This is a genomic window from Cyanobium sp. ATX 6A2 (genome assembly GCF_024346355.1).
Lineage (GTDB): Bacteria > Cyanobacteriota > Cyanobacteriia > PCC-6307 > Cyanobiaceae > NIES-981.
In genome coordinates this window covers 1-19978 of the sequence record NZ_JAGQCU010000025.1, presented here as the reverse complement: position 1 = coordinate 19978, position 19978 = coordinate 1, and the positions used below count along the sequence as shown (strand labels likewise).

General features: G+C 58.9%; 17 protein-coding genes. 1 reads left to right on the top strand and 16 read right to left on the bottom strand.

Going from position 1 to position 19978, the window contains the following annotated elements; all coding sequences use genetic code 11:
• Positions 1-13 precede the first annotated feature (13 nt).
• Positions 14-688 (bottom strand): hypothetical protein, encoded by a 675-nt coding sequence (locus KBY96_RS15235; protein ID WP_254980390.1) that lies wholly within the window; start codon positions 686-688, stop codon positions 14-16.
• A 149-nt stretch (positions 689-837) separates the two neighbouring features.
• The gene (locus KBY96_RS16460; RefSeq protein ID WP_254980388.1) at positions 838-2985 is read right to left on the bottom strand and encodes a glycosyltransferase; all 2148 of its coding nucleotides are present in this window, start codon (positions 2983-2985) and stop codon (positions 838-840) included.
• Positions 2986-3238: 253 nt separating this feature from the next.
• On the opposite strand from KBY96_RS16460, the gene KBY96_RS15225 reads away from it, so the two are divergent.
• Positions 3239-4162 carry a glycosyltransferase gene (locus tag KBY96_RS15225; protein WP_254980386.1) on the top strand — a complete coding sequence of 308 codons (924 nt, stop codon included), beginning with the start codon at positions 3239-3241 and terminating at the stop codon, positions 4160-4162.
• Between the two features lie 18 nt (positions 4163-4180).
• Here KBY96_RS15225 and KBY96_RS15220 read toward each other — a convergent pair whose 3' ends face one another.
• The 14 genes from KBY96_RS15220 to KBY96_RS15155 form a co-directional block, all read right to left on the bottom strand.
• On the bottom strand, positions 4181-4783 hold the full coding sequence (locus tag KBY96_RS15220; protein WP_254980385.1) for a hypothetical protein: 603 nt from the start codon (positions 4781-4783) through the stop codon (positions 4181-4183).
• 42 nt (positions 4784-4825) lie between these two features.
• On the bottom strand, positions 4826-5872 hold the full coding sequence (locus tag KBY96_RS15215; protein WP_254980384.1) for a sugar ABC transporter: 1047 nt from the start codon (positions 5870-5872) through the stop codon (positions 4826-4828).
• A 427-nt stretch (positions 5873-6299) separates the two neighbouring features.
• A complete protein-coding gene (locus tag KBY96_RS15210; protein WP_254980383.1) occupies positions 6300-7127 on the bottom strand; it encodes an ABC transporter permease in 828 nt (275 codons plus the stop codon).
• A gap of 302 nt (positions 7128-7429) precedes the next feature.
• Positions 7430-8227, bottom strand: a complete 798-nt coding sequence (locus tag KBY96_RS15205) for a hypothetical protein (protein WP_254980382.1) — start codon at positions 8225-8227, stop codon at positions 7430-7432.
• A gap of 120 nt (positions 8228-8347) precedes the next feature.
• A complete protein-coding gene (locus KBY96_RS15200) occupies positions 8348-9199 on the bottom strand; it encodes a sulfotransferase (protein ID WP_254980381.1) in 852 nt (283 codons plus the stop codon).
• The gene (locus tag KBY96_RS15195) at positions 9196-9978 is read right to left on the bottom strand and encodes a hypothetical protein (protein ID WP_254980380.1); all 783 of its coding nucleotides are present in this window, start codon (positions 9976-9978) and stop codon (positions 9196-9198) included. Before KBY96_RS15195 ends, KBY96_RS15200 begins: the two co-directional genes overlap by 4 nt.
• A 246-nt stretch (positions 9979-10224) precedes the next feature.
• Entirely contained in the window at positions 10225-11106 is an 882-nt protein-coding gene (locus tag KBY96_RS15190) for a hypothetical protein (protein ID WP_254980379.1), read from the bottom strand.
• 519 nt (positions 11107-11625) lie between these two features.
• On the bottom strand, positions 11626-11814 hold the full coding sequence (locus KBY96_RS15185; protein ID WP_254980378.1) for a hypothetical protein: 189 nt from the start codon (positions 11812-11814) through the stop codon (positions 11626-11628).
• Between the two features lie 684 nt (positions 11815-12498).
• Positions 12499-13080, bottom strand: a complete 582-nt coding sequence (locus tag KBY96_RS15180) for a DUF1997 domain-containing protein (protein ID WP_254980377.1) — start codon at positions 13078-13080, stop codon at positions 12499-12501.
• Positions 13077-15881: a DEAD/DEAH box helicase gene (locus KBY96_RS15175; RefSeq protein ID WP_396122341.1), complete on the bottom strand. Its 2805-nt coding sequence runs from the start codon at positions 15879-15881 to the stop codon at positions 13077-13079. Before KBY96_RS15175 ends, KBY96_RS15180 begins: the two co-directional genes overlap by 4 nt.
• A 349-nt stretch (positions 15882-16230) precedes the next feature.
• Positions 16231-17175 carry a C-terminal binding protein gene (locus tag KBY96_RS15170; RefSeq protein WP_254980376.1) on the bottom strand — a complete coding sequence of 315 codons (945 nt, stop codon included), beginning with the start codon at positions 17173-17175 and terminating at the stop codon, positions 16231-16233.
• Between the two features lie 10 nt (positions 17176-17185).
• Positions 17186-17941, bottom strand: a complete 756-nt coding sequence (locus KBY96_RS15165) for a cytidylyltransferase domain-containing protein (RefSeq protein ID WP_254980375.1) — start codon at positions 17939-17941, stop codon at positions 17186-17188.
• On the bottom strand, positions 17938-18996 hold the full coding sequence (locus tag KBY96_RS15160; RefSeq protein ID WP_254980374.1) for a glyceraldehyde 3-phosphate dehydrogenase NAD-binding domain-containing protein: 1059 nt from the start codon (positions 18994-18996) through the stop codon (positions 17938-17940). Before KBY96_RS15160 ends, KBY96_RS15165 begins: the two co-directional genes overlap by 4 nt.
• A gap of 253 nt (positions 18997-19249) precedes the next feature.
• Positions 19250-19594 carry a transposase gene (locus KBY96_RS15155; protein WP_254980373.1) on the bottom strand — a complete coding sequence of 115 codons (345 nt, stop codon included), beginning with the start codon at positions 19592-19594 and terminating at the stop codon, positions 19250-19252.
• Between the last annotated feature and the right edge of the window lie 384 nt (positions 19595-19978).

The window sequence follows — 19978 nt, the reverse complement described above, 5'->3', positions numbered from 1 at the left end:
ACCCGAAGTCGCTTCAGGCCCCCAAGGCCTGGGCCAGACAGTTCATGACCTGGCGTGAGGCGGCGGCTCCGTCACGCACCAGCTCCTCCAGCAAGCTGATGCGGCGGTTCAGCTGGCTCAGTTCCTCCTCGGTGAGTTGCACGGTCAGCTCCAGGTCCAGACGACGGTCGCGCTCGAGTTCCAGGCTCAACAGTTGGTCGCGAAGTGCCTGGTTTTCCAGTTCCACCCGGTGCAGATCCTGCAGCTGCGCATCGAAGCGGGTGAGCTGCTCCTCCATGGCCTGTCCACGGCAACGGGCCTGAGCCAGTGCCGCCGGAGATGAGGCTTCCTCAAGACGGGTCAGGTAGGTGTCATCAGCGGAGCGATGGTCGAGCGCCGCCGAGCGGGGGTGGCGTTCCAAGTGGAGGTAGGCGTGGAGGACCCCAGGCGCACTCTCAAGCCAGTGCCGGGCCAGCAGGGCCTCAAGGGGGGCGGGACAGGCGAAGCGGACGGGCACATCGGGGCGGGCGGACAGAGTCTGTGACGGGTCCACGCACCAGGCCACCAGAGCGGGGGGAGAGAAGCAGGCGAGGTTGACCAACCGCCAGGGCAGCGTTTGCTCACCGAGCCGGCAGACGGCTGACAGCATCGCCTGGTAAGGATTGGCACCCTCCGAACCCGCATCGGCCGCTCCATCCAGAAGCCCCACAGGATCAGTGTAAACCAGGACAAGCGGCTGATCGCCACTGGCCTGCTCAAGCTCTGGCAGGTGCTGTACTTCAAGCCGCGCGCCCCTGAGACCAGCGGCTACGGGCTCGCCATCGATCCCTGGGGCCCAGATCTGAACCTCCATCCTTACTAGCGCGTGGGGGCCACACTGTTGCAGAGCCAATGCCGTGCGGACATCAGGACGAGGGGCTGTTCCAGGAGCGTCGTGGCGCAGCTGCCGCCGCACTGCTCCAGCTGCCTCCAGAGGTGCAGATCGCCCCAGTTCCGCCCCCCCTGGAAGCCTCCAAGATCCCTGGCGATGGACCGTTTGACCATCAGGGTGGTGATGCCGTCACCGAAGAATCCGCCGCCATCCCCATCGGGCAGGGGTGCCGCAGTGGCCTGGTGCAACCTCAGATGGCGGGCGTACACCGCTGCGCGACCCCGCTTCAGCTCCTGCCACTGGAGCGCCAGCCGCAGGGGATGGGAGAGGGCCTCAACGTTCTGAAGCGCAAGCGCTTGGCCTGACATCACCTCCAGGGCCACGTTGCGACATCGGCAGGTGCCTTCCCGTGCAGAACGGCGCAGCAGCCGCAGCGGCAACCGCAGCCGTCGCCGGCAGGTTGCCACCAGGTCTGCCAGATCGGCGGCGATTCCCGGCGGCGAAGCGTCGTCCACGACCCACACCTCCCGGGGCCAGAGGGTCTGCAGGCTCAGCGACTCAAGGGCCAGGCTCAGCAGGTTCAGCTGAGGAGCGTGGGCAGAGATCACCACGGTGATCGGGGCCTGAGCGCTGCCGGCCTGGGTCGAGAAGCGGCTGTGCCAGTGCTCGAGGATGCGGCTGAAGGCCTGCTCCAAGTCGCCCACGGGCAGCAGGGGCGGCAGCAGTTCAGGCACACCGCTGCGTTCGGCGGCCAGCCGGCTCAGCAGCACACTGCGAGAGGCCAGCCCAGCCGTCGCGGCCATCACCAGCGCTTCCTCATCCTCCCGGTCCAGCAGCCGCAGCAGTGGCGGCTTGCCAGCTGAGCCCGCCAGTCGCAGCAGTCCACCAGCTTGATCGCAGGGATGGGGTAGAAGGCGCAGCAGCACCAGCACCTGGGTGCGCAGCAACAACTGCTGATCGGGGTGCTGAGGCTCCAGCCAGGTGGCTGTCTCCCCATCGCGGGAGAGTGGGGCGATGCCGCGGCTGTGGAGCCGCTCCAGGCCCTTCAGGAGCACGCTGACCTCCCAAAGCCAGCTCAGCTCCAGCTCGCACCGGCGCAGACCCTGCAGCAACTCCACCAGCAGGGTCTGCTGCCACCACACTCGCGGCAAGATCCGTTCAACCAGGTTCACCAGCGCCCTGCGCCCGTTGTCCTCCAGGCAGGCAGCCTGGGTGGAATCGAGCAACAGCACGGCCTGAAGCAGCGGCAGCAACACCGACGCGGGCTTCAGGGAGCCCAGGCGATGGCAGGTGTCCGGGTTCAGCGCCAGCACCAGGGACCGCAGCAGCAACAGCTCGGAGCCACCCTTCCGGACGATCGTCTCCAGCGCACCGTTCAGACGTCGCTGGGCGACCTGGTCCGCGGCGTCGCGGGCGATGCCCGAGGCCAGCACGAGGTCATCGATGGCCTCCACCAGGCTCCCGAGTTCCTTGGGGGATGCCGCTGGCTTGCCTTGCAGCAGCCCCACCAGGGCGATCCCCCTTGCGGCTGGATCCTCCAGTTCAGAGGCGTGCCGCAGGCCCAGGCTCCTCAGCCCGCAGGCCATGCCCCGCAGCAGGGGGGTGCTGCTGTTCAGGCCTCCCACCAGGGCGTCCAGCAACCGCAGCCAAGGTCCTCGTTCATTCTTATCACCCTGCTCGGTACGCAATCCCGCTGCGATGCGCTCGGTGAGGTCCTCGGCTAGTGGCTCCTGCTCTGGCGAGGGGAGGAGATGGAGCAGGTCCAACAGTTCGGCCGCCAGGGTGTCTGGATCCTCCGCGAGGTCCCCGAGCCAGCTGCCCAGCGGCCAGGGTTGTCGCAGCCGGGCGGGCTCCAAGCAGCCCGGTGCGAAGCGCCCCTGCAGCAGCCTTTCCAGGCGCAGGGCCTTCACCGCCTCGCTGGGGCTCAGTGGGAGGCTGCTCAGCTTGCGGTAGCGGCTCCAGAGGAGGCCGAGCTCGGAATCCATCCCCTCAGCGGTCTCCGGCAGCTGCCAGAGACCCACGCATGTCGCTCCGGCCGCCGGCAGAGCGGGCAGGGCCGGAGCGGCTGAGAGCTCCACAAGGCCGTTGGTCCAGCCCACTGGTGCTGCCAGAAGCAGGGAGTCAGCGGATGCCACTGGGGGGAGCTGGATGGCAGCGGCCAGCACCATCTCCTCAGCAGAGGTTCGACCCCCAGGGGGGCACGGCGTCGTTGGCCAGCGCCACAGAGAAGCCCGTTCACACCCGCTGCAGAAGAGATAGCGCTTCACCCCAGGCAGGGCCTGAAGCCGGCGGACCAACCTCCTCAGTTTCTGCTGAGCATGGGGGTTGGGCACCTGGGATCGCTGCCGGCTCGTTGGCGGGATGGGGCTGGACTGGTGCTGACAATAGATGCCGATTCCAGACCACCCGGTGCGGCACCTCGACCTGCTGATTGCCGCCCCTTCCGATCCCCAGGGGCTCCTGAGATGGGGGGACTACCACTTCGCGCGGGAGTTGCAGCTGGCGTTGCATCGGCTCGGGGTCAGTTCACGGCTGCTGTTCCGCGACTCCTATCGCCGGCAGCCGGAGCCCGCGGCGGGCAGTGGCCTGCTGGTGCTGCGAGGCAAGTTCGCTCCGCGGAACGACTGGTTGGCTTGCTCCAGCTATGCACACAAGGTGGCCTGGCTGATCAGCTGGCCGCTGGCTCCCACACCCGGCGAACTGGCCCGCTACGACCTGCTTCTGGTGGCCAGCCTCCAGGATCGGGCACGCATTGCCGCCATCAGCGGTCGCCCGACTCATACCCTTCTCCAGGCCACCGCCTTCGGTGGCCGCGGCCGGCCCCAATCGGTTGGCGGAGAGCTGCTCTTCGTGGGTAGTTATCGGGGAGTGGAACGACCCACGGTGGCCGATTTCACCCGCGCGGGTCTGCCTCTGAAGTTGATCGGGGAAGGCTGGGATGAGGTGGGTCTGAAAGCCGCGGCCAGCACAATCGCCAACCACGAACTGCCCAGGCTCTATGGCCAGGCCTTGGCGGTGCTCAACGATCACCACGGTGCCATGGCCGACTATGGCTACCTCAATAACAGGGTCTTTGACGTGCTGGCCTGTGGCGTGCCCGTGATCACCGATGCGGCTCCCGGCTGCCCGAAGGAATTGGAAGCCGGAGTGATCCGCCATCGCCGCGGTGATGACCCGGCGTCCACCATCAGGAAAGCGGATAAGTTGCGCAGCGATCACCGTTGCTTGGCCCCGGTGGCAGCGGCGGTTCGTGACCGTCACAGCTTCGATGCCCGTGCAGTGAGCCTGCTTGAGGTTCTCGACGTGCGCTGACCAGCAAGGAGGGGAGGCTCAGCTCACACTGGTGCTGCGGGCCTGACGGCGCTTCTTGCGCCCAGGAGATGGAGCAGCAGGTTGATCCACCGGGTGTTGTTCACGGCCCGGCGGTAACTCGCTGAGGGGTTTGCGTGGATCGCGGGGAGCTGGAGTGCTCAGCTGGGGGATACCGGCATTGTCGAATATCCGCTCGACTTCATCGACATAGGCTGAGAACGCCTCAAGTTGCAGGGCCTCCTGGCGCAGGGATCTGGGGAGCTCAGCCCAGGTGTCTTTGCTGCCGCTCTTGAGCCTGCGCAGCCGGCGCTGGGCGGCGGCTTTGTTCAGCAGCTCGTGATAAGGCGGGTGCTGAGGATCCTCCAACAGGGCACGGGTGAGCTTCCTGATCGCCTGCACTGACTCCCCCTCGGCCAGATGGGCCTTGACCTCAGCCACAGTGTTGCGGCGCATTGTCTGCCAGTCGTGCAGGCTGCGGCTGGTTGCCTTTCGTCTTGGTCTAGCCAGACGAACAAAGCCACCCAGGCGCCTGAGGAGTGCCTGGAGGCGCTGTCGGATCGAGGGCAGATGAGGGCGACTGGCACGAGGCATGACCAGATCCCACGATTGAAAATCGATCATACGGGACCCTCTCTTGAGCTGGGAGCGGAGAGATCAGAACGTTCAGCGGCGGTTCATGATTCCCAGACTGAAGGAGCCAAGACCCCACACCACAACCAAGCCGCCCAGGGCCGCGAGGAAACCCTTCCATCGCCAGTCGGAGGCTGGATCCACGGGGGTCACAGGTTCAGAGAGGCGCACCAGGAACTTGAGCTGCTGCTGCACCTGCTGACGGTTGGCATCAGCCGCGTTGATCGCACTCTTCAGGGCCTCGGTGGCCAGCAGCACGTCGGTCTCCAGCTTGGACCCCTCAGCTACGAGGCGGTTGAGATCCCGGCCCTCGGGGGTCACAAGGAGTTCCCGCTCCTCCCGGATCTGACGTTCCAATTCACGGATCTGGTCGGTGGTGAACGAGACCTCGGGGGTGGTGGGATCTTTGAACTGGCGCTTGAGGCTTGCCTCCTGAACCTTCAGATCCACCAGCCTGCTCTCCAATTGGGAAATGAAGCTGCCGCTGGCCGAGGCTGCCTCAGAAAGATTGACTTCGCCAAATTGATTCTTGAAGCTGTTGAACAAGGCCGATGCTGTGTTGAGACGATCCCGGGCCTTCCCAACCTCCTGCTCGAAAAAGCGTTGTTGGTTCAGGCTGATGTCTTGATTGGTGCGGTTCAAAAATTGCTCCGCTTCCTGGAGCAACAGCTGGTTGAGCCGGAAGGCAGGTTCCGGTTTCAGCCCTACTGTGGTGAGATTGATGACACCAGAAAGATCTTGGGGGCTGACAAAAACCTGACGTCGAAAGAACGCCAACTGCTGGTCGAAATTGGCATCGGCCTCAATGCCGGCAAATGGATCGCTCTCGATTCGAGCCCAAGTTTCTGCGGGCTTAAGCTCCAGGAACACCCGCTTCATCACCTCAGGTGAGGTTAGGTAGACCTCAAGGAAACGGCCGTCTTCGAGGGATCCGAGCATTGTTGGCCCCGCCAGTGTGCCACCAAGCAAACTGGTGCCTGTTCCACTTTGCACCTGGGGAAGGCGAACGATGAAGCTGGACTCGACCTGATAACGGTTTCGGCCGATCGAGAAAAAGTAGAAACCTGAGCCGATCACCACCAGCGTGGCCAGAATTGCAGGTAGAGGAATTCGCCGAATTGGATCCAGAGGAGCTCTGAGCCGATCACCTAGGCTGCGTCGGGCAGGTGTGTCACCCTGGGGGGAGACCAAATCACCAGGTACCAGTTCACTCGGGGACTCAGGGGGGTTCCTGAGCCCCGAGATCGCCGAGGAAGCCCACTGCTGGGCCAAAACCAGAGAGTGGACAGCGATCGCACTGAACTGTTGCACCCTGGTCGTCAAGGCACTGGGGCTTGCGCGGCGGGCAGAGCGACGCGGATCACGGGCGTAGCGGGATTGCTGAACCAAAGCAGGTGTCCTCTCCCATAACGTTGATCGCAAAGGCTAACAGTGAGTGTCCGATGCCGCTAGTCCAATATCCTTGCCTCTTGCTGGATGGCTTCGGATTGGAGTATTTGAGTTATTTTCAGTCGGCATCAATCACTTTGTCAGCATCAGAAAGCTGCTCTGAAAGGTACAGAAGCTCTTCGTTGTTGCCATAAATTAGCAAGCCAAATCCTATGGACCCTACGACCCAGGACCAAAAGTACAGGGCACTTACGTCCGGGGCTGGGTAGTAGGGATTCAAGCTCTGGCGAAACAGTTCTACTCCGTGGGCCAGAGGGTTCCAGAGAATCCAGTGACGGAATTCGTCTGGGATAACTCGGATAGGAAAGAAGATGCAGGATGTCCACAATAGGAAACGTCTGAGAAAGGTCTTTACAATCCAGGCTAAAATCGGCAACCTGTGGCCAAGTATCAGGGTGCTAAGTCCAACACCGAATCCAAGTAGAGAAAATCCCAAGTAAATAAAAATTGCGAACCCCGGCACGGCCACGGCTAGTTGCCATTCCCAAGCACTCACGCCCAGAATGAATAACAGCATCAAGGTAGCAAAGATCTGGCTGCTCAGAAGAGCATTACCCATCAGTGAGTCGAGCGGACGTAGGCGACGATAGAAATAAAGATCTCCACCCTTTTCAACGCCACCAAGGGCCTTAATCGCCACTTCTGTAAACATGAAGAAGGGAACAAAACCAGAAGCCAGCCAAAGCACCGGGTTGATGTAGTCGCCCTCACCTGCTCCCCGGATAAGAACGCGTAGGAGAAGGAAGGTGCCGATAAGAGCTAAGGGCTCGAAGAAAACGCCCGCTACCCCGAAGAGGCCTTTTGCCGCCTTCAGCTGTATCTCTCTGCGGGCCACAGCCGAGATGATCCGACCCTGCAGTAAAATCTGGGAGATGGCGCGGCCCAAGGGGTTGGGGACCATGGCTTGACGCCGTTAACTGCCCCCCATCATATGAGAACAACCCCCTGAGGTGCTCACAGGCAGTGGCAAGGTGCTCTTCCCGACAACGTCCTGAGTCCTAGGTTGTGGCTTGCTGAGGTGGGGGGATGAACCTCAAGCAGATCCTATACAGTCTAGAGTTGGAGTTAGAAAAATCAAGAGTGAGCCTTGGATGCTCCACTTGCTTCAAATGTGTTGCCGCCTAAGATATTTCCGACGATGACATGGGCGGGCATCCATTCCCAAAATAGACTATGTGAGCGACCTCATCAGTCATCATATTCCTCCGCGCCTTCATCGTTATCCTTCAGCCGAGCGAGTCGTGCATTGTATTCATCGCGAAGTTCATCTTTGGTGCGTTGCTTCTCCTCTTTAATGAGCTCAAGGCAGATCTCTGGATCGCCCTGGTAGACCAGACGACCGTCAACGATAGCCAACCCCATGTCACAATAATCAAGTGCCAACTTCTGTTGGCCTGGTGCTGCCATAATAAGTGTACGCCCATCAATCCGCTCCTCAAAAAGGGTGCGGATACGTGTTGATTCGGGATGTAATTCTCGATGGTCCCAGTTGCCAATCTTCCCTACTGCAAGAACATCGAAATCGAATGCCAAGGATACAGCGAGCCTGAGAGTCTTTTGCATTGAGCTATGCCAGGATCCTAGGGGCTGGTGAAACAGCCTGTCATCAGCACCGGAAACTTCTTGAATCAGACGCAAATCATCTTCAACCTTGCCAGGAGGGCTATAGATCTCTGCTGCAAAGCGAGCATTCATATATCCTGATAGCTTATTGTGGAAAGCCTGATTGCTACCAACGGGCCATGACACAGATCCATGATGGAGAACCGATCCTTGGTCGGGCCTTTCAATCCCTGAGAGGCAGTCGAGAAGGGCTCTTGCTTCATAGGCGTTGGCACTGAACAGTGCGAGTCTGTGGCCTCTATGCACGTCAAGACTGAGATCTGCAAAAGCTTTGCGGAGTTCCGCTACTCCGGCAGGCAGATGCTTCGAAACCTGCCTGGCCTCGATCACAAGATGTTCAGCAGCGGTACTTGGGTTTGGCATGGACGATGGGAATGTGTACTCAGAGGTCGTTCGGGAACCCTAGCTCGCTAGCTCATATTTCGATACCCCCAACCTGAGCGGTGACAGAAATCCCTGCTCGCCAAAGCAACCGCTTACTCTTTACCAAGTCCAATAGTCTGCGGGCTTTCCGATATAGTCAAGAAACGCTTCCGTGTCTGGTTTGAGTTGGTGTACCACTTTGCTGCGCAATCTAGTGGGCCAGTGTGGCACTTTGACCAAAGCACGCCCTTTCTCTCCAGCCTCATTGACTTTGGGAAGTGAGCCCCTGTTCATCAGCAGCTGTGGCTGAACGGAAGCACCGAGAAATCTTAGGAGTCTCGAAAGTTCCCCTGCTGGCTCTGAGATGAGATCTTCAAAGGTTAGGCATAAGATCTGATCGTCTGAGAAATAATTTCGATAGGCATTGATTCGGGCGTAGTAACTTGAGCAGCCGATTAATAGCTTGGCTGCATGACGCTTGCTCATAAACCGATTAAAATCCACAAAATCTTCCCGTCTCCCTTTGATGTGACGCCATTGAGATACCATGCGATCCAACGGATGGCGAACAATATAGACGATCTTGAGACCTGGGAGGTAGCGATGCATCAGTGCCGGTGAATACCTGAAGCTTGCTAAGGAGCTGGCGTACATTGTGCTGGCTTCCCCTCGGAGTTGGTAGCCACGGCCTGGCTTGAAGATCTTGCGGTACCATTTCCAACCTTTGTCATATCTGCGCCCAAAGAATTTTGGCTCTTTAGGCCTACTGATGAATATGTCAGGATGGCGAGGTAGAATCGTGGCAAGAGTTGTAGTCGCCGACTTGGCCGCGCCAATAATGATAAAATTAGGTAGATACTCACTCCCTATGGAAGCCTGTTCTTCGTGCAGGCCTTGTAGGCCATCGGCAATTGATCTATAAACTTTCTTCCGTGATGATGCAGCAAGAAGAAACTGAAGACTTGTGTTCACGCGGTGGCGTTAAGGGCGACAGAGAGTTGCGAATTCGTTGTAGCGAGGCGAGCCACAATCTGCTCGGCAAGGCGGTTCATGCGATCAGACTCGTTGCCGTTTAGCGGAGTGTAAATACTTTGTGGTGGAATCTCTGTGCTAAAAACCTCCTCCCAAGGCAAATTCCATGCTCGCAGGGCAAAAGCATCATTGCCGGCTCGGTAGTGGTTGATTGTTTTCTCGGCAAGCTGCTGCGAAAAGCCAAAGTAACGATCTTCATGCCATCCCTCCTTCTCGGCCACACTGCGTACCATTTGGCTTGTGTTCTTGAGCGTGCGACCGTTGAAACCCAGTGCCTGGATTCTCTCCACCACAAGTCTGGACAGCCAGACACCTTTGGTTCCTGGCTGAACGTTCTCGCTACCTGGTGCTGCCGGACTGTACTGAAGATCTGGATTGATCTTTAGTGCATCGATCAGCTGCAGGAACGGATCACCGTAGCGTCGACTGAAGGGGATAAAGGTACAGGGAACTCCGCTTTGCAGTAAAGGTTGAAAAAACTTGTTATAATCGTAAATGTCTCCAGTAGCTACCCCAAGGGACTGATTAACGTAGTCACCAAAATCGAGGCAGTGATAGAGTCGCCTGAGTGTATGGACATACCTGGAATTCATGTATTCAAGTTGCGGACGTATGAAAACGATGACATGAAGGCCGAAGCCATGGTTACGCAGGATCTTTGTGATTCGGCGCAGTTGTTGGGGATTGCATAAGGGCCGTGTAAATTGCTCGGCACTCATCAGCATGTTCCCAGAGCCGCTTTCAAACCGATCTAGATAATGGTGCCACTTTTTCCACTTGTCTCGATTGATCGCCTTGATTAGTGGCTTATGCTTGAGTCCTGATCGGCGGGGAAAATCGTAGATTAGGCTTTCATTCTTTAGGAGTCGGCGATTCTGCCTTAGTCGACTTTGAATGTATGTTGATGCCGTTTTGTGGGTGCCGGCATGGATGTAACAGATACGCTCGGGTGTCGCAGGCATTGCTCAATCCTTTGACCCAATCGTTGGTTCGTAGACATTTAAAAGGACTGCCCGCCGTGCTGACGGGGTCTGAGGATGGCCGCGGTGAGCACCGTGCTGGGCGGAAACAACCATGTCTCCAGCTTGACAGAAGATCGGCAGAGCGGCTCGCCCACCGAGCAAGCGATACTCATGCTTATTGAGGTTATGCTGAGCATTGAATGCCTGGTTTCTCTCTCTCAGGCGGCGATCACGGTGTGATTTCTTGATATAGCAATAGGGGCCAATCCCGAAGGAGCTTACATCATTAAGATAGACAAAGGACTTTACCTTTGCCTTCTCTCCGTCGCAGTGGTAGAGACGTGTCTTATTGACGCCCCTGTTCACGTATAGATTTCGGCACTTCACTTCAAGGGTTCGACCGAAAGCCTTTCGTGCCAATTCTCCTACCAGGTCTTCGTGAAGGCACTCAAGGACAAGGTGATGATGTTCCGCGGCAAGATTCTCGGGGTGAAAGATATCCATCATCCCTTCATCGTCCCCATGCCGAAGATTGATCACGGGCTTGTGACTCTCAACAAGTGCTTTGTATCCCCTAAGCATCCGATCCTGATCACGATTGAGGATCACATCCTGAAGGACTTCGCCTTTGGGTAAGGCCGCTATTGTGTCCCAGGTTTCATCTGCCATTTGGGCCAGTGTCTTCACAGTCTGCGGCGGCGCTGCTCCACGAATCACGATAATGCCCGTTCGTGCCAGCGTTTGAATGGCTAGCCGAAAGCGTACTCCCCGCCGCTTGAGCCCCGAGATGGTGAAGGTGATGGCACGTGTTTCCAGATCCCGTCTTGCCCCTGTGCGCAACACTGGTGGTTGGTAGATTGGAGGCGCTTCTCCTGCCAGAACCATACTAAAAAGGGGGAGTATAGAGACATCATAGCAGTCTATGCAAGACGTGTCATTGGGCTTTTGCTCACTGGTGGTAGTTTAGGTTGTATTGACTTGGAGGTTTGATTCATTCCTGCCAGGCTTAATGGTGCCGTCGTTGAGCATCTTCACTAAAAAGTTTGCTGTGCCGAAGTGGCTTTAGGGCGATAGCCCTCTGCGTCTTTCTGACAGGAAACTACTACGTCGCATGCACCGCGTAGGCCGGTGGGCTCCGAGGCCTGATTGAAAGTGTGTCACAGTTGCCCTCGCTTCACTGCCAACATGGTGGTTGAGGTGAGCGGACTAGCTGACGCACTGTGCCCGAAGCCTCCTCCGCCGAAACCGATCTTGACCCGAGCAGGTTCCTCGTGGCGATCCCGGACGCACGGGTGTGTCGGGGGATGCGTTGTCCAGCCTGGTTTCTGCTGTTGGTGGCGGTCCTGGGCATCTACTGCTTCGCAGAAGGCCCACGTCTACAGCGGTTGCCAGAGCCTGGGCGATCTAGAGCGCTTTGCCATCCGCCATCACCGTGTTTTCACTGAGGTGTTCAGAAGCGAGCTGCTGGGCCTGCCGTCTGATTTCTCGTTCTGCTATTTGCTCCTTCAGCTGGATGTGGTCGCTGCCCCCTGCCCCGCGATCCGCGACCCGACAATTGCTGAGATCCCCGTCGTTGCAGCCGATCTCGATCATTTGGTGTGTGATGCCAAAGCTCTGAGAGGTTTGGTCGAGCCCACCCCTGCAGGCGGCTCGGCTGCCCTTGGCCTGGCGTACTGATCTACACACCCCTGTGCACACCCTCCAGTAGCCATTTAGGCACTTCCAGGAGCAGGTGGCGACTCCATGCTGACCTCTCATAGAGGAACTCTTCTCTGAATGAGTAGCCAGCCAGAACACTCTGTACCGCCAAATACGCAGCTAGTTCAGTGCAAGTATGGGCTCCACTGAGATTGACAACTTTCACGAGATCAGCCACGGCCGCGCCATTGTGCCTGGACGCTGCGCGCTAATTAAGCGCCAGAGCGCACCCGAGAGGCCTGGAACTGCACCAGCTGGATCGTGGAAGTGCCTGCGATCGGAATCCGGTAGGGCAAGCCCTTCCTGCCTGCGAACCTGTATTGCTTCACCAGGCGCACTTCTCCGCGCGACACCAGCCTGTGCACCATCCCAGAAGCACTGCCGCAACTGGGGAGAGAGCTCTGGAGCCTTGAGGTCTGGCACAGCATTCCCAACACCCAGCTCCATGAGGATGCCCATCTGCGCATGGTCGTTGGCCACGCATGCACCACGGGCTGCTGTGGGTGAGTCTGGCCGTAATAAAGGGCGCAGCTGGGATGTCAACTTACTTTACGGCCGCTCTCCGCCAACCTTCTTAGTCTATTCAACCTCACTTATGTTGCCAAGGGTCTGGTCGAGTTCGAGTGAGGTCGCACGCCTTAGCCAGCACTCCGCCCGCCGCCGCAGGCCGTGGTGGCAGCGGCGCTCGAGGCGATCGAGCAGCTGCTGCAGGCCCAGGTTGAGCACCGGGCCGGCCACCACGGCCGCCGCCGCCGGCAGCTCCGCCCACACCAGGGCTTCAGCCTGCAGACAGGCGCCGCCGGCCGCGGCCCCAGCTGGCCCGCCGCCCGCTGCCACCGGCTTGAGCCGGGCCTCGAGGCCGAATTGCAGCTTCTGCTGCCACGCGCCCAGCCCCTCCACGCGGCTCTCCAGCTGGCGCAGCACCAGCGCCTCGTGCTGCCACCGGGCCTCCAGGCGCACATGGGGCTGCAGGGTCCAGCCGGCCACGCTGTAGGGCCGTGAGATGTAGGTGTAGAGGCCGGGGCCACTGGGTTGCAGGCGATCGGCATGCAGCAGGCCACGCAGGGGCCGGATCGGCCGCGACAGAAATTGAGCCAGCCGCTCGGGACTGGCGGGGGGCTCCAGCGCCACCCGGCACAGGCGCCGCTGCTCCAGCCTCATGGCAGGTCGCTGTGGGGGCTGGCGAAGGCGGGCGGCGGCGGCAGGGGATCGGCGGAGGCCGGGGCCAGATCCTCCAGATCACACACCGGAAAACGGTTGATGGCCTTGAGGGCGCGGCGGGCGTTGTCGCGCAGCTGCTGGCTCACGGCCTCGCAGTAGGGGATCTGGGCCAGGAGGTCCACGGTGCGGCGCAGCACCCGCACCACATCGCCCTCATCGAGGGAGGTGTTGGTGATCACCTCGCTCCAGCTGCAGCCCCGCGCCCAGGCGTCCACCAAGCCGGTGAGCTCCGGCTCCCACCAGATCGGGAAGGTCACCCGGGCGCGCTCCTGCTGGCGCGCGAGTTCGCGGCGCAGGCCGCGCAGATCATGCAGGGCCTCCTCCACCGCCGGCGGTGGGGCCCAGCTGCACCAGAGATCGGGACGGTTCACCTCGGTGGAGATGGCCTCCAGCACCGCCGCCAGCTCGGCCGGATCGAGGGCGTCGAGGTGGCCGCTCATCAGCGCCAGCCCCAGCCAGAGCTCGTTGTCACCGCGCAGGGCGGCCACAGTGCGACCCACCTCGGTGGGCTCCAGCCCCTCGGCGCCGGCCAGCCCGCCGAAGTGGCGCAGCACCTCGATCAGGGCCAGGAAGGTGTCCCAGTGGCGGTTGGAGCGGAAGTGCAGCAGCCGCTGGCGCTCCTCCAGCTCGGCGGAGAGCTCCTCGATGCGGTGGCGCTGCTTCCTGAGCTGGCGGCGATCGGAGCGGCGGTGGCCCGGGTGCAGCTCCAGCTCCTCGTCGAGCTGCTGCACCAGCTGGGCCTGGGCCTGCACCTCACCGGCCAGGTCGTACTGGGGGGTGGCCATGTCGTGACGGCGGGCCATGGAGGCCACCGCCAGGGCCAGGCCGGCGCTGGCCCCATCGCCATGGTGGTGCTCGCCGATGCGCTGCAGGGCCGGCGGGTGCACCTGGCCCACCTGCAGGCAGCTGAGCTCGGCATGGAGGCTCACCACGGCGCTGCAGGGCACCAGGATCCAGAGGTTGTCGTCGCTGAGGCAGAGCAGCAGGGGGAACTGCCCCGGGCCGGGCACCTTGGCCACGACCACCGCCGGGGTGACGCGGCCGCGCAGCGGCGGGGCCTTGAGGCTCACCAGGGTGCCCTCGCTGGCGAACTGCAGGGCCAGGGTGAGTTCGTGGGCGAGGGTTTCCTCGGCCTGGTGCTGCAGGGTGCGCAGCAGCCGGCGCTCCTCGCGCAGGCGGCCGCGACACTTCTCGTAGTCCTCCAGGTCGTCCCACGGCACATCGGCGTCGGCGCCGGCCTGAAGCACGTGGAGCTGCTGCTGGAGCTCGGCGATGCGGGCCTGATCGTCGACCAGATCGAGGGTGGCCAGGTAGCGGCCGAAGCTGCGCTCCACCAGCTCCCTGGCCTTGGCGAGGGTGTAGCGCTGCAGCAAGTTGAGCACCATGCCGTAGCTGGGCGTGAACTGGCTCACCAGCGGATCGGCCGGCGCCAGCGCCAGCTGGCCCGCCTCGCGCACCCCCTCGAAGCGGCTCTGCACCGTGACAACGTAGCCCTGCACATCGAGGCCGCGGCGCCCAGCGCGGCCGGCCATCTGCAGAAACTCACTGCCCATTAGCGGCCGGTGGCCGCGCTCGGTGCGCTTGGAGAGGGCCGAGATCACGGTGGTGCGGGCGGGCATGTTGATGCCGGCAGCCAGGGTTTCAGTGGCAAACACCACCTTGATCAGCCCCTGCTGGAAGAGGTCTTCGATCAGTTCCTTCCAGGCCGGCAGCACGCCGGCGTGGTGGGAGGCGATGCCACGCAGCAGGGGCTCGGCGTGGCCCTCGCGCACCGCTTCGGGGCTGGCGGCAACGAAGGCCTCCATCCGGGCCTGGATGCGGGCCTGCTCCTCGGCGCTCACCAGACACTGCTTGCCCAGATCCCGCACGCCCTTGTCGCAGCCGCGGCGGCTGAAGATGAAGTAGATGGCGGGGAGCATGTCGCGCTCGGCCATCTGGGCCACCACAAACGCCAGCGGCGGCGCCTCAGGCTGGGGCGGCTTCGGCACTTTCGGGCCCTTGCGCCGGTTGCCCTTGGGGGCGCGCCACACCTTGGCGTTGGGGTGCAGGTCGGTGCCGGCCTCGTTGAGCAGGGGGTGCAGGCCCTTGGCGCTGCAGAAGCTGAAGGCCAGGGGCACGGGCCGGTGGTCGCTGTGCACCAGCCGGGTGGGGCCGTGCACGCGCTCAATCCAATCGGTGAGCTGGCCGGCGTTGGCCACCGTGGCCGAGAGGGCCACCAGCTGAATCGAGGGCGGGCAGTGGATGATCGACTCCTCCCAGACGGTGCCGCGCTGGGAGTCGTTCATGTAGTGGCACTCGTCGAGCACCACCGCCTCCACCCCCTCCAGGGGGTCGTTGTCGGGATGGTCGATCTCCGCGTAGAGCATGTTGCGGAAGATCTCGGTGGTCATCACCACCACCTGGGCCTCGCGGTTGAGGCTCATGTCGCCGGTGAGCAGGCCCACCTTCTCCGGCCCGAACTGCTCGCGGAAATCGCGCAGCTTCTGGTTGGAGAGCGCCTTGAGCGGGGTGGTGTAGAACACCTTCTGGCCATGGGCCAGGGCCCGGTGGATGGCGTACTCGCCCACCAGGGTCTTGCCGCTCCCGGTAGGGGCGCTCACCACCACCGAGTGACCCTGGCTGAGGGCATCGATCGCCTCGAGCTGGAAGGGGTCGAGGGGGAAGGGGAAGCGCTCTGACAGGTCAATCAGAACAGCCGCCTCGGTGTTCGTGGTTGAGAAGGGTTCGGAGGGGGGGGGCACTGGACGGGCATGTGTGCGGTGACTGTGACGGGCTCCATGCTGACCACAAAAGGGACAGTCCCGGTTGCGAAATCTGGCGAGCGACCTTTGGGATCGACCATTGAGTCCAATGAGAGCAGATGTCGGACGGAGATCTGTTGAAATTTAATCTTAGGCCTATCTATATTCAAGCAGATGCTCATCTCAATCAACTGTCACCTTATCATTTTACGTCCTGCAGAAACATCGCCACACCCGTTTCTGCAGGAAACTCGAAATGGAAGGTGGGTGAAAAGTTTTCAACAAGGCTTAAAGTTATGGTTGGCTTGAGCGATTAAGAGATCCAGCACCGCATAACTGCTGGACCTGACTACAGCAGATTGAAGGGACTCTCACGATTATAAATGCGCAGGGCGTTCTGAGCGGCTTTGGATCTGATCTCAATGTAGGATTCTTCAGAAAAGTACGCTGTATGCGGATTGATTGTGATGCGGTAACTTAATGGATTCGAAAGGTCTCGCCAAGTGGAAATAAATTGATTGTCAGTGGGTGGTTCATCTGGGATGACATCGAGTGCAACATGATTGATTTGATTAGAGCTAATGGCTTCCAGGAGAATGTCAAGGTCCGCAACAAGTCTTCCCCGGGCCGTGTTAACAAGAGAGGCTCCCCGCTTCATATTGGCGACGAAAGATTCATTAATCATACCAGCGGTCTCTGGGGTGAGAGGAGTGTGAATACTTACGATGTCAGAGCAGGCAAGCAGATCCTTGAGGGTATTCAGCCGATCTGCTCTCACAACCTTTTCATAGCCCCTCGGAAGGTATGGGTCGTAGAAGCAGGTATTGAAACCGAGCTGCCTACATTTCAGCAGAACACTGCTGCCAATTCGCCCTGATCCGATCACGCCAACCAATGTCTCAGAAGTTCGGCGAAGCCCTCGCAAGACATTTTCCTGCCAGGTAGTCTTGAGCTGTTTTGCAAGACAGTTATAAAGGCTGACACCTCGTGTGATATTTAGTATCATGGCGATAGCGGTGTCTGCAACCTCATCAACTCCATAGTCGGGATTGTTGCAACAGGGTATCCTTCTTGATCTTAATAGATCTAAATCAAGATTCTCATAGCCTACACCATACCTCTGTACTCCACGGAGATTGGGCAGTTTGGAAATATATTCTTGATTAATGATGGCATGCCAAACCATCAGTACCTCTGTATCAGCTCCCACTTGGGTGCCCACAAGGTTGCCTAGAATCAATTTCTCTTCCGCACTCGGTACTTCAAAATGATCTGTGATGGCGATAACAGACATGGAAATGGCCTTAATTCTTGGTGTTAATAGAGTTGTCCACGAGGTGCTGAACGAGGTCGCTGTACCTTTTGGGGAACTGCTCCTTGTCTGAAATTTGCCTCATCGCTAATTCGGCAAGTGAGAAATCTTTCTCCTCGTCAATGTCAATTGCTGAATAACCACTGAGAATATAAAAATCTAGTTTACCGGTAAAGACTGCCCACCCGAGACTTTCGTAATTTGACATGAATTTCTTGCAGTCATAAATGGCTATGGAGAAGTTTAAAGCAACTACAGGGGTGAGGTCTTGAGATCTGGGAAGTTTGCCAACCCTGGAGAAGTTTATATCCTTTCGATCTAGAAAGCAGTGTGTCTGAATTTCCTCTGCCGAAATCAAGGTATCAGCATCACCGCAGGCATATTGTTCCCATGCGGCATCAAGTTCCTCGGCTTTTAGCAGTGGGGAAGTTGGCGTGACAACTGCAAGATAGTCTGCAGGGACGGCGCACATAAAATCATATAAATAATCATCAATCATGCTCGAGCTAGTTGCCAATTCTGGAGACCTTTGGTAGAAGCTTACGCCGTTGCGCGCTGCAAGTTGTCCCCAAAGTGGGCTGTCTGAATTGATGTAGATAGATTGACCTAGATGCCTGCTGGATTTAACTTTATCAATCGTATGTTCGACAAGGGTCTTTCCGGCCAGTAGACGCATACCTTTCATTGGAATGCGATTGCTGCCCAGGCGAGAGGGAATAACAGTGATGATTCTTCCAGCCTTGTTCATGCAAGTTTCATTTGCGATGCTACTAAATTGACTTGATCAATGACCTTGCTGGCATAACCAGCTTCATTGTCATACCACAAAACGAGCTTGAGAAGCCTGCTCTTGATTACATTTGTCCAGCGGTGGTCAATCGTTGCTGAGTATTCAGAGCCCTGAAAGTCAAGTGAGACAAGAGGTGAAAAATTATTATGAATGATATTCCAATGCTGCTGGCTTTCATAGTGTTGGAATCTCTCGACTATTTCTTCTCGACTGATCTCGCGTGATAGGAAAAGGCTAAGGTCAGCTGTGCCGACAATAGCTGTAGGCGGTCTATAGGAAAACGAACCAATCATATCTTCTGACAGATTCAGATGCTGAAGTACTTGGCAGGTAGCCTGAATGGCCGAAGTTGGCTTTGGAATCAAATTCCCAATAGCTGAGCGCCCAAGTGCGTAGTGATGATAAATAGTTCCTGGAACCGACCAAGATGAGGCCGGACCATCCATTAAGTTCTGATAGCTTAGCCAAGGATGAATCGTTGTCACCAATCCGCTATCTAATCCAAAGTCCTCTATAATGACTCGGATAACCGGGGCTAGCGCGGTTGCATCGCAGATGCTGGAAGCAATGACATGATGTCTTGAAATATCTAGCAAATGTTCATTGGCACCCAAAACCAATGTAAAATCAACATTATTTGGAGAGTGGGTTACAAATACTTTTTTGACCTTTCCTAGATCGATTAACTTGCGAGAGTCCAATACATTTTGGTACACACCCGACGCGTCAATGACAAAATCTATGTTATCACGTTGCCAATCTACCTCGTTGATCGAGTGCTCATTGTGCAAGGTAATGGCGCTTCCGTTGCTCGCTAGAAGCGTGTGCTTCTCGTGCTTGAATTCTATCGGAAGGCGACCGTAAATACTGTCATAGTTAAGTGTGTAAGCAATATTATCGGGATCAGGATTGATATCATTAATCGCAGCGACTTCAAAGGCGGATGTTCTTAGATTGTTGCGTAAAATCGCGCGCCCGATCCTGCCGAGCCCGTTGATTCCAACCTTGATCATTTTAGGGCTTTTAATAGGGAAAAGGAGAGGCTCACTGTGCTTGAGTGCTTCAATGCAATTGTACTGTAGTGGTCGTGGACAAAACTACCACCTCTCATGCTTCTTGGTTCAGCCCCACCCACGTCATGCCTAGGGATCGGTCTAGAAGCGGATGTCGGTCCTTTGAGAGATCAGGCTGGGGCCAAGGATGCCCCCATACATGCCGACCTCGTCTCTTCTTGAGTCAAGACCTCAGGGCTGCCTAAAAGTGTGATCAAGGTGCGCTCCCGGCGGTTGTCACACCTCCCGGTGCCAGTATTCCCTTGATGTCGTAGGCCAGCTCGCGAAAGCCCTTGCGGATCGAGCGGTAGCCGCCGCGCCGCAGCAGGTTCATCACAATGGTGCGCAGGAAGGCGAACACCGGCGCCCCGATCCGGTTCGTGTAGCGATGGGCGTCCTCTCCGAGCTGGGCGTCGCGGGCCCAGTGCCACTCGTTCTCAATGCTCCAGCGCTGCCGGATCAGGCGCAGCAGGGCGTTTGGGCTGGTGCGGATGCTGGTCAGAAACCGGTGCCGCGTCGTCGTGCGCTTTGCCTGGCGGGTCGTGGTGGTGGTGACCATCTCCACGATCCAGGCGCAGCTCGGCCAGTTGGCCTTGATGTGCTCCGGTGCCTCCTACCGCTTCGCGGAAGCCTTCGGCTATGGACCGCAGTTCCCAGGCGGTGCCACGTCCGTGGCGTTTCTCGTGATCGGTTGCAGTGAAAGGAATGTGACGCTTTCCCGCTGCAGCTGCTGGAGGGCCACAAGATCAGCTGCAGCATGTCGGCCAAGGGCTGCTGCTGGGACAACGCTGTGGTGGAGAGCTTTTTCTCCACCCTAGCGGCGTCCCATGGAGTGGTGTAACTCGGGAGGATCAGCCCCGGCTACGCCGGGGCTGACGGCTCGCCTCCCTCAGATCTCAGCTGTGGCAATGGGTGGGCCGGTCTGTGACCCTGTTCGGAGCAC

What these genes read in the sequence shown, in the direction of transcription:
- KBY96_RS15185 (WP_254980378.1), bottom strand. Translation starts at nt 11,814, where the DNA reads ATGATCGAGATCGGCTGCAACGACGGGGATCTCAGCAATTGTCGGGTC.
- KBY96_RS15165 (WP_254980375.1), bottom strand. Translation starts at nt 17,941, where the DNA reads ATGAACAAGGCTGGAAGAATCATCACTGTTATTCCCTCTCGCCTGGGC.
- KBY96_RS15205 (WP_254980382.1), bottom strand. Translation starts at nt 8,227, where the DNA reads ATGCCAAACCCAAGTACCGCTGCTGAACATCTTGTGATCGAGGCCAGG.
- KBY96_RS15155 (WP_254980373.1), bottom strand. Translation starts at nt 19,594, where the DNA reads ATGGTCACCACCACCACGACCCGCCAGGCAAAGCGCACGACGACGCGG.
- KBY96_RS15190 (WP_254980379.1), bottom strand. Translation starts at nt 11,106, where the DNA reads ATGGTTCTGGCAGGAGAAGCGCCTCCAATCTACCAACCACCAGTGTTG.
- KBY96_RS15170 (WP_254980376.1), bottom strand. Translation starts at nt 17,175, where the DNA reads ATGTCTGTTATCGCCATCACAGATCATTTTGAAGTACCGAGTGCGGAA.
- KBY96_RS15225 (WP_254980386.1), top strand. Translation starts at nt 3,239, where the DNA reads ATGCCGATTCCAGACCACCCGGTGCGGCACCTCGACCTGCTGATTGCC.
- KBY96_RS15220 (WP_254980385.1), bottom strand. Translation starts at nt 4,783, where the DNA reads ATGATCGATTTTCAATCGTGGGATCTGGTCATGCCTCGTGCCAGTCGC.
- KBY96_RS15160 (WP_254980374.1), bottom strand. Translation starts at nt 18,996, where the DNA reads ATGATCAAGGTTGGAATCAACGGGCTCGGCAGGATCGGGCGCGCGATT.
- KBY96_RS15195 (WP_254980380.1), bottom strand. Translation starts at nt 9,978, where the DNA reads ATGAGTGCCGAGCAATTTACACGGCCCTTATGCAATCCCCAACAACTG.
- KBY96_RS15180 (WP_254980377.1), bottom strand. Translation starts at nt 13,080, where the DNA reads ATGAGGCTGGAGCAGCGGCGCCTGTGCCGGGTGGCGCTGGAGCCCCCC.